At 47.2% G+C, this 13,937-nt stretch carries 14 protein-coding genes and 1 pseudogene; 9 read left to right on the forward strand and 6 right to left on the reverse strand.

Going from position 1 to position 13,937, the window contains the following annotated elements; genetic code table 11:
* The 5 genes and pseudogenes from LDL40_RS18015 to lolB form a co-directional block, all read right to left on the reverse strand.
* Window positions 1-185: pseudogene (locus LDL40_RS18015) on the reverse strand (aminoacyl-tRNA hydrolase); the annotation flags it as partial.
* A complete protein-coding gene (locus LDL40_RS18020; protein ID WP_300996862.1) occupies window positions 185-787 on the reverse strand; it encodes a 50S ribosomal protein L25/general stress protein Ctc in 603 nt (200 codons plus the stop codon). The pseudogene LDL40_RS18015 and the gene LDL40_RS18020, both read right to left, overlap by 1 nt.
* 193 nt (window positions 788-980) lie before the next feature.
* A complete protein-coding gene (locus LDL40_RS18025) occupies window positions 981-1,916 on the reverse strand; it encodes a ribose-phosphate pyrophosphokinase (protein ID WP_233280404.1) in 936 nt (311 codons plus the stop codon).
* Between the two features lie 80 nt (window positions 1,917-1,996).
* The gene (gene ispE / locus LDL40_RS18030; RefSeq protein WP_300996863.1) at window positions 1,997-2,842 is read right to left on the reverse strand and encodes a 4-(cytidine 5'-diphospho)-2-C-methyl-D-erythritol kinase; all 846 of its coding nucleotides are present in this window, start codon (window positions 2,840-2,842) and stop codon (window positions 1,997-1,999) included.
* Window positions 2,830-3,441 (reverse strand): lipoprotein insertase outer membrane protein LolB, encoded by a 612-nt coding sequence (gene lolB / locus LDL40_RS18035; protein WP_300996864.1) that lies wholly within the window; start codon window positions 3,439-3,441, stop codon window positions 2,830-2,832. Before lolB ends, ispE begins: the two co-directional genes overlap by 13 nt.
* A 100-nt stretch (window positions 3,442-3,541) precedes the next feature.
* On the opposite strand from lolB, the gene hemA reads away from it, so the two are divergent.
* The 3 genes from hemA to prmC are packed head-to-tail and all read left to right on the forward strand — an operon-like array spanning window position 3,542 to window position 6,759.
* Complete coding sequence (gene hemA / locus LDL40_RS18040) at window positions 3,542-4,789, forward strand: glutamyl-tRNA reductase (RefSeq protein WP_300996865.1); 1,248 nt, start codon at window positions 3,542-3,544, stop codon at window positions 4,787-4,789.
* A 19-nt stretch (window positions 4,790-4,808) separates the two neighbouring features.
* Entirely contained in the window at window positions 4,809-5,900 is a 1,092-nt protein-coding gene (gene prfA / locus LDL40_RS18045; RefSeq protein WP_300996866.1) for a peptide chain release factor 1, read from the forward strand.
* Window positions 5,887-6,759, forward strand: coding sequence for a peptide chain release factor N(5)-glutamine methyltransferase (gene prmC, locus LDL40_RS18050; protein ID WP_300996867.1), 873 nt, complete (start codon window positions 5,887-5,889; stop codon window positions 6,757-6,759). Before prfA ends, prmC begins: the two co-directional genes overlap by 14 nt.
* A gap of 203 nt (window positions 6,760-6,962) precedes the next feature.
* Here prmC and LDL40_RS18055 read toward each other — a convergent pair whose 3' ends face one another.
* Window positions 6,963-7,511, reverse strand: a complete 549-nt coding sequence (locus LDL40_RS18055; RefSeq protein ID WP_300996868.1) for a carboxymuconolactone decarboxylase family protein — start codon at window positions 7,509-7,511, stop codon at window positions 6,963-6,965.
* Window positions 7,512-7,652: 141 nt separating this feature from the next.
* On the opposite strand from LDL40_RS18055, the gene LDL40_RS18060 reads away from it, so the two are divergent.
* The 6 genes from LDL40_RS18060 to kdsA all read left to right on the forward strand — a co-directional run bounded on the left by LDL40_RS18060 (window position 7,653) and on the right by kdsA (window position 13,696).
* The gene (locus tag LDL40_RS18060) at window positions 7,653-8,555 is read left to right on the forward strand and encodes a LysR family transcriptional regulator (RefSeq protein ID WP_300996869.1); all 903 of its coding nucleotides are present in this window, start codon (window positions 7,653-7,655) and stop codon (window positions 8,553-8,555) included.
* A 282-nt stretch (window positions 8,556-8,837) separates the two neighbouring features.
* Window positions 8,838-9,602, forward strand: a complete 765-nt coding sequence (locus tag LDL40_RS18065; RefSeq protein WP_300996870.1) for an alpha/beta hydrolase — start codon at window positions 8,838-8,840, stop codon at window positions 9,600-9,602.
* Between the two features lie 207 nt (window positions 9,603-9,809).
* Window positions 9,810-11,363, forward strand: a complete 1,554-nt coding sequence (locus LDL40_RS18070) for a response regulator (RefSeq protein WP_300996871.1) — start codon at window positions 9,810-9,812, stop codon at window positions 11,361-11,363.
* 81 nt (window positions 11,364-11,444) lie between these two features.
* Complete coding sequence (locus LDL40_RS18075; protein ID WP_300996872.1) at window positions 11,445-11,819, forward strand: SirB2 family protein; 375 nt, start codon at window positions 11,445-11,447, stop codon at window positions 11,817-11,819.
* Between the two features lie 69 nt (window positions 11,820-11,888).
* Entirely contained in the window at window positions 11,889-12,674 is a 786-nt protein-coding gene (locus LDL40_RS18080; protein WP_300996873.1) for a tetratricopeptide repeat protein, read from the forward strand.
* A 170-nt stretch (window positions 12,675-12,844) separates the two neighbouring features.
* Complete coding sequence (kdsA, locus tag LDL40_RS18085) at window positions 12,845-13,696, forward strand: 3-deoxy-8-phosphooctulonate synthase (protein WP_300996874.1); 852 nt, start codon at window positions 12,845-12,847, stop codon at window positions 13,694-13,696.
* The last annotated feature ends 241 nt before the right edge of the window (window positions 13,697-13,937 follow it).

Here is a 13,937-nt window from a genome sequence, read left to right on the forward strand (position 1 = left end):
TTATATTCCTGACCCTGGGTGACAAATTTACCAGTCAGGCCAAAAAATTTACTGTCAGGACGAAGAGATACGTTATAGCGGCGGGCAAGTTGTTCTACAAACCATTGACCTGCGTTGTGGCGGGTCTGGCTGTATTCTGGGCCTGGATTACCCAGGCCCACAATTAACTGAATTGCTTCAGTCATTACTCAGCTGTGTCTTCGTCTGCTTTGCCAGCAGGCTTGTTCACAGTAACAACGGCTTGGTCATGACCAGCGCCTTTGGCTAACTCAGTGATAGTTACGCCAGCAGGAACTTTCAGGTCTGACAGGTGCAGTGTTACACCTACTTCAACGTTGGCTAAGTCCACTTCAATGAATTCTGGCAAGTTCTGTGGTAACACAGTGATAGCCAGTTCGTTGATGTGGTGAGCAACTACGCCACCTTTTTTCACAGCAGCAGCTTCGTTGATGAAGTGTACTGGAACTACAGTGTGTAACTCGTGGCCAGCTTCTACGCGTTGGAAGTCAACGTGCATAACTTTTGGCTTGAACGGGTGACGTTGCATAGCTTTAACGATAGCTTTTACTTCTTCACCGCCAACAACGATAGTCAGAATGTGAGTGTAAAAACCTTCGTTAGCCTGAGCTTGTAACAATTTAGAGTGATCTAAAGTGATAGACAGAGCTTCTTTGTGACCACCGTAAATGATAGCTGGTACTTTGTCTGCGTGACGTAGGCGGCGGCTCGCACCTTTCCCTAAATCAGCACGGACTTCTGCATTTAACGTGTAAATGGCGTTTGACATGGTATTCTCCAAAAATTAATAGACCCTGAGTTCCGCGACCTGACCCCAGGAAGAAGCCTTTTTACCCGGCGAAGTGAAATTCTGCCGACGCAAAAAAGCGCGCTATGGTATCACTGCAGCCTTAAGGCTGCAAATGAAAGCTACAAAAAGAAAAGGCACCGAACGGTGCCTTTTTCAAATCTTCAGTCTGAAATTAGTCAAACATGGAAGAGATAGATTCTTCGTTGCTGATACGACGGATACATTCGGCCAGCATATCACTTAAGGTTAGCTGTTTTACTTTGCTGACTGCGCGCATTTCTGCACTTAATGGAATAGTGTCGGTGATGATCAGCTCATCAATCACTGAGTTTCTGATGTTCTCAGCGGCAGTGCCAGAGAAAATCGGGTGAGTGGCGTAAGCAAAAACCCGTTTGGCGCCTTGTTCTTTTAAGGCTTCAGCGGCTTTGCATAAAGTACCACCTGTATCAATCATGTCATCGACAATAATACAGTCACGATCTTTCACATCACCAATGATATGCATCACCTGAGACACGTTGGCCTTAGGACGACGCTTGTCGATAATGGCTAAGTCGGCGTCATTCAGCAGTTTGGCGATAGCACGGGCACGCACTACACCGCCGATATCCGGTGATACCACCACAGGAGCAACAAATTCACGCTTGCGCATATCTTCCAGCAATACCGGGCTACCAAAAACGTTATCCACTGGTACATCGAAGAAACCCTGAATTTGTTCAGCGTGTAAGTCCACTGTTAATACACGGTCTACACCGACGCTGGATAAAAAGTCGGCCACTACCTTGGCAGTGATAGGCACACGGGCAGAACGTACACGTCTGTCCTGGCGGGCATAACCAAAGTAAGGGATTACAGCAGTAATACGGCCGGCAGAAGCGCGGCGTAACGCGTCTACCATGACAATGAGCTCCATCAGGTTGTCATTGGTAGGTGCACAGGTAGACTGGATAATAAAAACGTCAGATCCCCTGACGTTTTCATTGATTTGTACACAGACTTCACCGTCACTAAAACGGCCGACTTCGGCATCGCCCAGCTTGATATATAAACGGCTGGCTATCTTCTTGGCGAGTTCTGGTATGGCGTTACCAGCGAAAATCTTCATGTCGGGCACGGTAGGATCCTCAGGGCAGTTTGTGAGTCCGGTTAATAATGCAGCAGGCTTTTTATGTCGCCTGCTGTGCGTCATACGGCTTGTTCCAATTCAGTCAGGACAGCAGACTGATTGACCCCTTTAGCAACAAAACCCCGCCATGATGGTGGCAGTTTTGCAAGGGTTTGACGGGCACTTAATTCATCCTGGAACTCGGCAAACACACTGGCGCCGGTACCTGTCATTCGGGACGGCGCGTATTCTATCAACCAGTTCAGTACCATTGCAACCTCGGGGTAGAGCCGTTTCACCAGAGTTTCGCAGTCATTTTTCCACTCACAGTCTAGTAGATCTTTTACCGACATGACGGGCGTATTACGGATTAAATCAGCATGGCCAAAGACTTCCGCCGTGCTGACATGCAGATCTGGCGTCACAATCAGGTAATATTTTTCCGGCAGACTAACGGGTTGTAATTTTTCTCCAACCCCTTCTGCAAAGGCTGTTTTTCCGAATATAAAAACAGGAACATCGGCACCTAATTTTAAGCCCAGTTCACAAAGCTGTGCGTTTGATAGCTTTAACTGCCATAACTGGTTTAATGCCAGCAGTGTGGTCGCCGCATCGGACGAACCGCCACCTAAGCCGCCACCCATAGGCACTTGTTTATCCAGATGGATTTTTACGCCAGCCTTATCCGCAGCTAAAGGCTGCAGTAATTTAGCTGCGCGCATCACCAGATTGCTGTCGTTTTCTATGCTTTTATCAGAACAACTAAAGTCGATTGCAGCTTCTTCGGTCAGTGTAAAACTAAGCTGGTCGCCACAATCGAGCATTTGAAACAAGGTTTGCAGATTATGGTATCCGTCAGCCCTGCGGCCTGTGATATGTAAAAATAAATTCAGTTTGGCCGGCGCTGATAAAGTTAAAGTTGCCATTTACGCACCACCAGCTTAATACTGCTGCCATCGGCCTGGGCTTTTAGCCGGATTTCTTTGGGTAAGGCTAAGGCATCGGGAAAAAACGCCACATAACTGACCTGCCAGTCACGTTGCTGGCTGTCTTTTAGGGTAAAGCTGGTTAAACGACCTTGTGCATCCCATTGATGATTAAAACTTTCCGGGCTTGCCACACCTTTAAGCCAGAGCGGCATTTCTTCTATGGGTAAACTCCAGCCGGATAAATAATCCAGCAGAGCGCTGGCTGACTGGGCTTGATGAGTTTCGCCATCTGCTTTGACCGTAGCGCCCAAAGCGTCTGTTTCCAGTTCAAAAATACTGATGCCAACAAAGTTAGTCATGCTGGCCTGAAAATAAGGCCCTTGTTGCTGCCAGTTTAAACTACCGCTGACACTTTCCTGAGGCGCCTTTACACCTAAAGCCCCGGTCAGAGTAAACTCCTGCAATTGCTCCAATTGCGCCTGGCGTTGTTGTGCCGACAGAGGAACAACAGGTTTTAACTGACTGCTGTTGCTGGCACAACCTGTCAAAATCAGACTGAAAACTACAAAACAACCAGTTTTTATCGCTGCAAACACACTAATTCCTTCTCTACGCTTTTTTTAGTTTGGGCTTTTTCGTACAATTCGCCCTCTTTTTGACGAATGCCTGTTTTTTCGAAACGGGCCACACAGGTGAATGATCATTTTTGCTTTAGGTATTAACCATAAAACTGCACCTGTCTCCTTACGTGAGCAGGTCGCTTTTGCGCCTGAACAAATTTTGGACGCCTTAAGGGATCTGACAACGACGACCCAGGTGTCTGACGCTGTGATTTTGTCTACCTGTAACAGAACTGAACTGTATTTTAGCGGCAGCCCAGAGCAATCGAAACAAGTAATTGACTGGCTGAGCAAATTTCATCAGTTGGACCTGGTCGAATTGCAGCATCATTTATACCTGCATCAGGATCTGCAGGCCAGCAGTCATTTAATGCGGGTGGCTTGCGGTTTGGATTCTTTAGTGCTGGGTGAGCCGCAAATTCTGGGACAAGTGAAACAGGCTTATAGCCATTCGCGTCAGGCCGGTACTATTAATCCGGCTTTTGAGCGGTTGTTTCAAAAGACCTTTTCAGTTGCCAAGCAAGTTCGCACTGAAACTGACATTGGTGCCAGTGCTGTATCAGTGGCATTTGCTGCAGTCAGTCTGGCGCGGCAAATTTTTGGTCAGCTCGGCAAAGTCAAAGTGCTGCTGATTGGTGCAGGTGAGACCATAGAGCTGGTGGCGAAACATCTATTAGAGCAGGGCGCGGAAAAAATTACTGTCGCCAATCGCTCTTATGATAAAGCTGCGGCTTTAGCCAGCCAGTTTAACGGTGAAGCCGTCAGTCTGGCCCAGGTGCCACAAGCTTTGGCCAATGCCGATGTGGTGATTAGCTCCACTGCCAGTACCTTGCCTATAGTTGGTAAAGGTATGGTGGAGCAGGCGCTGAAGAAACGCCGTCACAAGCCAATGTTTTTCGTCGATTTAGCTGTGCCACGTGATATTGAAGAACAAGTGTCAGAGCTGGAAGACGCTTATTTGTATACAGTGGATGACTTGCAGTCCATAGTGCTGCAAAACCTGCAGAACCGTCAGGAAGCTGCAGCCGAAGCTGAGCAAATGATATTGCAGGGCGTGACAGAATTCAGTCAGTGGCTGAGTTTGCACGGCCAGTTAGACGTAGTACGGGATTATCGCGACAAAGGCGAAGCCATTCGGGACGAATTGCTGGCTAAAGCAACTAAACAAATTGCAGCAGGGCAGGACCCGGAAAAAGTAGTGGCTGAACTTGCGACTAAACTCAGCAACAGGTTGATGCATGCACCAACCAAGGCGCTCAGACAGTTACTGCAGGACGAGCAGCCTCAACAACAATCTTTGATCAACACTTTGTTAGATCTGTAATCAGGTAAATAGAAACAACATGAAAGAATCGGTGTACCGCAAACTCGAAGCTCTGGTCGAACGTTATGAAGAAGTTCAGGCGTTATTAAGTGACGCTGGTGTGATTTCTGACCAAAGTCGTTTTCGGGAACTGTCCAAAGAGTACAGTCAGTTGGAAGAGCTGAGCAAAACCTTTGGTTTATACCGTCAGGCGCAGGACGACCTGGTCAGCGCTGAAGACATGATGAAAGATTCTGATCCGGATATGCGTGACATGGCGCAGGAAGAGTTCAAAGCCGCCAAAGAACGCATAGAACAGTTGGATCAGGACTTACAAATTCTGTTGTTACCTAAAGATCCAAACGACAGCAACAGCTGTTTCCTTGAAATTCGTGCCGGTGCTGGTGGTGATGAAGCTGCAATTTTTGCCGGTGACGTGTTCCGTATGTACAGTCGTTTTTGTGAACGCAAACGCTGGAAAGTAGAAATTATCAGCTGCAACGACGGTGAGCATGGTGGTTACAAAGAAGTGATCGCCAGCATTCAGGGCGAAGGCGCTTACGGTATTTTAAAATTTGAATCCGGTGGTCACCGCGTGCAACGTGTACCGGCCACTGAATCTCAGGGCAGGGTACATACTTCAGCCTGTACTGTGGCCATTATGCCGGAAGTACCAGAAAGCGAAGCCATCGAAATTAATCCTGCTGATTTAAAAGTAGATACCTACCGCGCCTCGGGGGCCGGTGGTCAGCACGTCAACAGAACAGACTCCGCTATTCGTATCACTCACTTACCTACAGGTATAGTAGTGGAATGTCAGGACGAACGTTCGCAGCATAAAAACCGCGCCCGCGCTATGGCTGTGTTGCAGTCGCGTATCCAGGCAGCTGAAGATGAAAAACGTCGTTTACAGGAAGAATCGACCCGTCGCTCTTTAGTGGGTAGCGGTGATCGTTCTGAACGTATCCGTACTTACAACTTCCCGCAAGGCCGCTTAACGGATCACCGTATTAACCTGACCATCTACCGTTTATTAGACGTGATGGAAGGGGATTTAGATCTGGTGATTGGCCCATTAAGCCATGAACACCAGGCTGACTTGTTAGCTGCTTTGGCTGATGAAAACCGTTAATAGCCTGACGTTGACGCAGTGGCTGGAGCACGCCACTGCGTTACTGACTCCCCTGCTTGAAACCAGCCCTGTACCTGCAGATGCAAAACAGGAAGCGCGGCGTATGCTGCTGGAAGTGCTGGATATTAGTGCAACCACTTTGATGCTGTATCCAGAGCGCGAACTCAGCGAATCTCAGTTGTTGCAATTGAGGCCTGTATTAAATCGTCGTCTGACCGGCGAGCCTCTGGCGCATATTCTGGGCTATTGGTATTTCTGGGATTTTAAACTCGCCGTAGCGCCTTGCACTTTAATACCAAGACCCGACACCGAACTTTTAGTTGAACAGTCTTTGGCTTTGCCTTTGCCTGCAACAGCCAAAGTGCTGGATTTAGGCACTGGCACCGGAGCTATAGCTTTGGCCTTAGCCAAAGAAAAACCACACTGGACAGTGACCGGTGTGGATTTACAACCAGAAGCTGTACAACTGGCAAAGCAAAATGTTCAGCTTTTGGCTTTGGCCAATTGCCAGATCAAACAAAGTAGCTGGTTTGCAGCAGTGACAGGCGAGCAGTTTGATTTAATTGTCAGCAATCCCCCTTATATAGATGCAGAAGATCCACATTTAGTTTTAGGCGATGTACGTTTTGAGCCCGACTCCGCTTTAGTGGCGCCAGAACAAGGCCTGGCCGATATTCGCCATATCTGCACTCAAGCACCGCAGTATTTGACTCCATCCGGCTGGCTATGGCTGGAACACGGCTATCAGCAAAGAGATGCTGTACAGCAGATTTTAACCGATGCAGGTTTTACCTCTGTGCAATCGGTAAAAGACTACGGTGGTCAGTGGCGTATCAGCGGTGGGGTGTTTACTGGCTGACAGTTTCTTTTTTGTGCCACAGATTTAAAGCATGCCTAAATTTGTTACTTATGCTAATTCAGCAGCCCGCTGGAACCTGAAATTAAAGCTGAATTTTGCCGCTAGCCGTCAGGCCTGATCTTGCCGCAAAATATCCAGAGATTGGTTCGTTGCATAACACCTGCGTCGGCACCAGCAGTAACGACGCAAGGCAGAATAACTGCTTAGAGGTCGCCGGATTTTACAAGTGGAAAATCGATATCAGTTGCGGCCACCAGGTTGATATAGTTGGTCCAGATATTCAGCGCGACATGCTGAACTATCTCAATTATCTGCTCGTCGCTATAGCCGGCGTCACGTACTACACGCACATCACTCGTTGATACCTGACCGCGCTCTTGTGCCACTTTAGCTGCAAAGCGCACTGCGGCGTCAGCTTTTGCCTCATTTGAGCGACCGCTGCGATTAGCATGAATTTCTTCATCATTGAGTCCCGCGAGGTTCTTGCCAAGATAGGTATGAGCAGACAGGCAATAATCGCAGCCGTTGATCTGCGATACAGCCAGGGCAACCCTCTCGCGGGTCGGAGCAGGAAGAGAGCCCTTTGCAAGTGCTCCCGACATGCTGAGATAACCTTCCAGCGCAGCAGGGCTGTTAGAAACCAATCTAAATAAATTGGGAACAACTCCAAGCTGCCGCTGAACAGCTTCGAGCAGTGGCTGCGAACGGGGGGGAGCTGCGTCTATCGTTGCAGGAGTGTGAATTAAAGTCATGATAATTTGTCCTTCAGAGTTGAAAAATGAATGTCGTTGTAGACAAACCAGACTGTAATTCATTCCATTTATAAAGATAATCCGCTAAATTTGAGATTAATAATTTCAATATTTGAGAATTTTATGGACCGCCTTCATTCCATGTCCGTTTTACTGGCCGTTGTGGATACCGGTAGTTTCTCGGCTGCCGGGCGCCACCTCGGCATGCCACTGGCGACAGTTAGCCGTAAAGTGGCCGAGCTGGAGTCTCACCTGAAAACCCGCCTAATCAATCGTACGACCCGCCAGTTATCGTTAACCGATGCGGGACAGTCTTATGTCGCAGCATGCCGTCGTGTTTTAGAGGACATAGCTGAGGCGGAGCGCGCCGCAACAGGTGAATACGCTGCACCTAAAGGAGAACTGGTGGTGACTGCGCCGATAGTTTTTGGACGCTTGCACCTTGTGCCTATTGTGGCTGAATTTCTGACACTATACCCTGACATTAATGTTCATCTGGCCTTGACAGACCGTCAGGTGCATCTGTTACAGGAGCATGTGGATGCTGCAGTACGGATTGGTCACTTGCCCGACAGTAGCCTTGTAGCAACTAAAGTTGGAGCTACCAGACCTTTGGTGTGCGCAAGTCCTGCGTATTTGAGCCGCAATGGTATTCCCAGACATCCGGTTGATTTGGCAAAGCATCAATGCATCATGTTCGAAGGACTTTTCCCGACAGGGTCCTGGATTTTTATGGTGGGACAATCAGCGGTTTCAGTTCAGGTTTGCTCCCGTCTGATGGTCAACACTGCCGAAGCTGCTATTGCCGCTGCAGTCAAAGGACTGGGATTAACGAATGTACTTTCCTATCAGGTTGCAGAGCTTGTAGCTAATGGAGCGCTTGAGGTTGTACTTGAGGAGTTTAAAGCTGAGTTGCGGCCAGTTAGTCTTGTGCATGCAGGTCAGTCGCCATTGCCTTTGAAGCTGAGAGTCTTTCTGGATTTTGTAACGCCCCGTTTGCGAGCCTGCAACTATCTCGTGGAGTCGCCCCGGGGAACAGCCTGAACGACTTTGCAACATGCTAAGCTGCGGCGGTTTTGTTCTCTCATCTGTTCAAGCGAAGCAGCACCCATCTCAATCCCGGATGGCAAAGCAGTTCAAAATGCTTCAAGGACTTTAACAGAACGGGCAGAACTATAGGTCATGACCTGATGATTATATTGGAGGCGCGCAAGACTTTACTGCTTAGATTATTTACTATCGACAGCTATCTGATGGCATCTGGCACATGTGCATGAACCATATCCCGTTGCGGCTTGTCAGTCGAAGACTGTGAAGGAGCTGATAGTGCAGAACCTAATAAAGCGCTGGCGCATTCGCTCCTGGATCCGTCTTGCATTTATAACATGGGCGATTTTTGTGATGTCGTGGTTGGCAAACTCGGTAAGGACAAGCGGAGTTGATGAAAGTACTTTACTCAGTGATAGCAGCGTCTTAGTTCAGCAAGATTCAACAAGCTTGAGTTTCTTGCCTTCTGATACAAAAAGCCACACTGCATTGGTGTTTTTTTGCGGTTCTGGTATAGCGGCAGATGCTTATGCTCCGTTACTCAGGCCCATTGCTGAATCGGGTATTGCAGTGTTTATTATCAAATTACCTTACCGTTTTGCGCCCTTTGAATCGCACAAAGAGGCTGCACTTGTGCGCGCCCGCACTATGATTTCGACTCATTCAAAGGTAAAAAACTGGGCCATCGCCGGACATTCACTTGGAGGGGCCTTAGCTACAAGAATGGCGCGCACTGACTCAGCAAACCTGTCGGCGTTGATTTTAATAGCCACAACGCATCCAAAAAATGACGACTTATCTTTTCTTCGTATCCCAGTGACAAAAATCTACGGTTCAAGAGATAGTATTGCTCCGAAGGAACAAATCATCAGGAATAGTGCGCTACTTCCATCCCAGACCAAATGGGTAGAAATAGTAGGCGGTAATCACTCACAATTTGGCCGTTATGGCCGTCAGCTCTTTGATGGCACGCCAGGCATAAGTCGTGAGCAGCAAGAAGAAAGCACACGCACAGCTATTCTGCAGACTCTCGCGGATCTATGAGGACAGAGCTGTGTGCTTGACTTTGCTGGGTCACCAGCAACACCTTAGCCTGGATCAAAAGCCATGCGTGTTGCAAATCTGGAGCTAATCTTTAGTGTCGACTACAAAATATTTATATTTTCAACGACTTTGCTTTGACCCATCCCTGTTTAGCGCATATAAATAAACACAAAGCGATAAAAACGCAACGAGCTAAAGGAGTGTGGCATGGCAAATGATTTTTTATTTGCTGAGGAACTCGAGGAAGAAATTTATGTCTCCCGTGGTAGTTGGAAAGTATTAATAGTCGACGACGAGCCTGAAGTTCATGCAGTAACCAAATTGGCGTTAAGCGACTTTTCCTTTCAAGGGAAGAACCTTGAGTTTATCAGTGCTTACTCAGGCCGCGAGGCCAAAGAAATGCTGGCCAGACACACAGACGCTGCCATAGTGTTGCTGGATGTGGTGATGGAAACCGACGATGCTGGCTTGCTGGTTGCCCGTTATATTCGTGAGGAACTACATAATCATTATGTGCGTATTATTTTGCGTACAGGTCAGCCCGGTCAGGCTCCTGAACGTCAGGTCATAGTGAATTACGATATCAACGATTACAAATCTAAAACTGAATTGACGGCGCAAAAACTCTTTACTGTGGTGATGTCGAGTCTTCGCTCTTATCGCGATATTCTGGCTATTGATCACAGTCGGCAAGGCCTTGAAAAAATTATTACTGCCTCAGCTGATCTGTTCTCTGCCCATTCGATGGAGCAGTTTATCGACGGTGTTTTACAGCAATTGACTTCTATTTTGGGCTGTAATGATAACGCTTTGCTGGTCACTTCGTCCTTGGTTGCAGGCAATATCAATGAAGACGAGGATCCGGAACGTTTGGTGGTGTTTGCAGGTCTTGGTCAATTTGAAAAACAGGAAGGCAAACAAATCAGCGATGTGCTGGAGCCCGCATTACTGGACGCATTTCATCAAGCACTAAGTAGTCGCAGTATTGTCTATCGTGACAATTATCTAGTGGCTTACTGCACCAGTAAGTTCACATCAGGTTCCTTGCTCTATGTGTCTGGTTTACCAAATCAGATCACTGAAACGCAAAAACGTCTTATCGAACTCTTTTCACAAAATGTGCAAATTGCCTACGAAAACGTGCAGCTGCAAAGCGAAATTGAAGATACGCAGCGGGAAATTGTTTACCGTTTAAGTGAAGCTGTGGAACACAGGTCAATTGAAACGGGCAATCATGTTAAACGTGTGGCCTTTATTTGTTACGACCTGGCCAAAGCTTATGGTTTACCTGAGGAAGAAGCTGAAAAACTGATGTTTGCTTCACCTTTGCATGATGTTGGCAAAGTGGGCATTCCCGACGGCATATTGAATAAACCAATGAAGCTGCATGGTCAGGAGTGGGAGGTGATGAAAACTCATGCCAGTATTGGCTATGAAATTTTAAAGAACTCCAAACGTACTATCATCCAGGCTGGCGCTGTGATAGCGCAGGACCATCATGAAAAATGGGATGGTTCTGGTTACCCGGCAGGCAAGAAGGGAGAAGAGATTCATATTTATGGTCGTATTGCAGCTTTAGCTGATGTTTATGATGCATTACGCCACAGACGCTGTTATAAATCGGCCTGGACTTTAGAGCAGGTGCTGGAGAAAATCAGTAGTGAGTCTGGCAAGCATTTTGACCCTAAACTGGTCGAAATTTTTAAAACCCGGGTCGACAAACTCGAAGCAATACTGCAAAAATACCCGGATGAAGAATGAGTTCTACTCATTGGTGAACCAGGCCACCTGCGGGTGGCTTTGTTATTATGCAGAAGTTAAACCTTTTTAAGGATTCTTGTTATGTATATGGCATTAAAACACTCTCATATGTTGTTTATTGCGTTGAGTGTCTCTTTCCTGGCTGTACGGTTTTTGTTGAGTTTAAAAGCGCCTGAGTTGCTGCAAAAAAAGTTCTTTAAAATTGCGCCTCATGTGGTGGATACCCTGTTGCTGCTGACAGCCATAGGCCTGATGCTGACTATTCAGCAATACCCATTCCAAACGCCTTGGCTGACTGAAAAACTTTTTGGTTTGTTCGCTTATATTGGTTTAGCTGTGATGGCGCTTAAAGGTCGCACTTTGCTGATGCGCTGGATTGGTTTTGTCGGAGCCTTAAGCTGGCTGGTGCTGATTGCCAAAGTGGCTATGACGAAAACTCCGCTGTTTTTGGGTTAAATACGATTTTTAGTGAAGAGTGCTTTTGGTTAAAACCGCCTTGCTCTTTTTTGTGATATTGAGTGGTACATGAAATTTGAGTTAAAGCAGCAGGGTTCGGCCCTGCTTGAGTTATTGCTGGAGATAGAACAGCAGTGGGCAGATGCCGGACAAATTCAGCAGGCAAAAGCGTGCTGGTTTGCTTTGGCACCGCTTCAGGCTGAAAAAGAGCTCAGCATGAATGCATTGGCCCATCATATTGATCGTTTCTATCGGCATGCCTTTTTTACTCCACCTATCAAACCTTTACTGATTGAAGAAATGCATCAGCCTACTTTGCTTTGTTATGCTATCAACCAACGCGAAGCTGATCCTTTGGTGCTGATACTTTTGCTATTGTGCTGGTTACAGCAAGCGGGTTTCGACTGTGACATAGTGCGATACAAAGGCGAATATTTAGTTCAGGTACATTTATCAAGTCTGGAGAAAGTCTGGGTCGACCCTTATACCGGTGCCTGGCAATGTTTGTTAAACCCGGAAAATGGTTTGGCCTTGAGCCTTACTCAAGAACTTGCGACCGAAGCTGTTAATTTCGCTGGTTTTTGTGCTGGACTTTGGCAATTGCAAAAGCAACTGCTGTTGGCGCTGGGCAAACGAGAACAGGCTTTGGCTGTAGTGCAGCATTTGCTGGAGCAAAAACCCGGGGACCCTTATTTACGCCGGGAGCGTGGTTTATTGTCTGAGCTGTTGGATCATTGGTCTTTGGCTATTAGTGATTATCAGTATTTTGTTGATCAAAAGCCGGACGATCCATCCAATGAGCATATGAAACAACAAATCCGCCAGCTGTCGTCCTACCCACAGTGGCTGCATTAGAGGTATTATACCCTTCTTACTTGAAGCCGCAGCTTTGTTGACTGCGCGTGCTCGCCCCAGTCACATAGGACAACTATGCTGCTGGGGTCTCACTCGCTTGTCGCCGCCCTGCAACTTCAATTACTTTGGGTATTAGCACAAGCAACGGTATCTTGTCTGAGGAATTTACAGTGACAAACCAACATAGTATTCAGATTGGCGCTATTGAAGTGGCCAATAACAAACCTTTTGTGCTCTTTGGTGGCATGAATGTTTTAGAGTCGCGTGATTTAGCCATGCAAGTGGCAGAGTATTACGTCAAAATCACAGAAAAGCTGGGCATTCCTTATGTCTTTAAAGCCTCTTTTGATAAAGCCAACCGCTCTTCTGTGCATTCTTACCGAGGCCCAGGCATGGAAGAGGGCTTAAAGATTTTTGAAGAAATTAAAAAAACCTTCAATGTGCCACTGATCACTGACGTGCATGAACCTTATCAGGCGGCTATTGTGGCCGAAGTGGTAGACGTGATTCAGTTACCGGCTTTCTTAGCCCGTCAGACCGATTTAGTCATCGCCATGGCGCAAACCGGTGCTGTGATTAATGTGAAAAAACCACAGTTTTTAGCCCCTCACGAAATGCGCCATATCATCACCAAGTTTCAGGAAGCTGGTAACGACAAAGTGATTTTATGCGAACGAGGCTCCAGCTTTGGCTATAACAATCTGGTCGTCGACATGTTAGGCATGGACGATATGAAGCAGTATGCGCCAGTGATTTTTGACGCTACTCACGCTTTACAACGTCCGGGTGGCAGAGCTGATTCAGCTGATGGTCGTCGTGCGCAGGCTGCTCAATTAGCCCGCTCTGGCATGGCTTTAGGCTTGGCTGGGTTGTTTATCGAAGCCCATCCAAATCCAAATGAAGCGAAATGTGATGGTCCATGTGCTTTACCTTTAGCGAAACTGGAACCTTATCTGCAGCAAATGCAAGAACTGGATCAATTAGTCAAATCTTTTGCTCCTTTGGATACATCGGCAAACTAAAAAATTGGAGGGGGGGCTTGTCCCCGCCCGTTGTTAATTCCAATCTGAATTTACAACTTTAAGGCAGAAAGGGACGAAAAACGCCCTCTTTGCTCAAGTATTAAGCTAACGATTCAGGCAACTAAAAAATAAGTTGACTTGGTTAGCCGAAATCCGTTTAATACCCCCCGTTGCCCAGATAGCTCAGTCGGTAGAGCAGCGGATTGAAAATCCGCGTGTCGGTGGTTCGATTCCGCCTCTG

This window comes from Rheinheimera sp. (assembly GCF_020217005.1).
GTDB lineage: Bacteria > Pseudomonadota > Gammaproteobacteria > Enterobacterales > Alteromonadaceae > Pararheinheimera.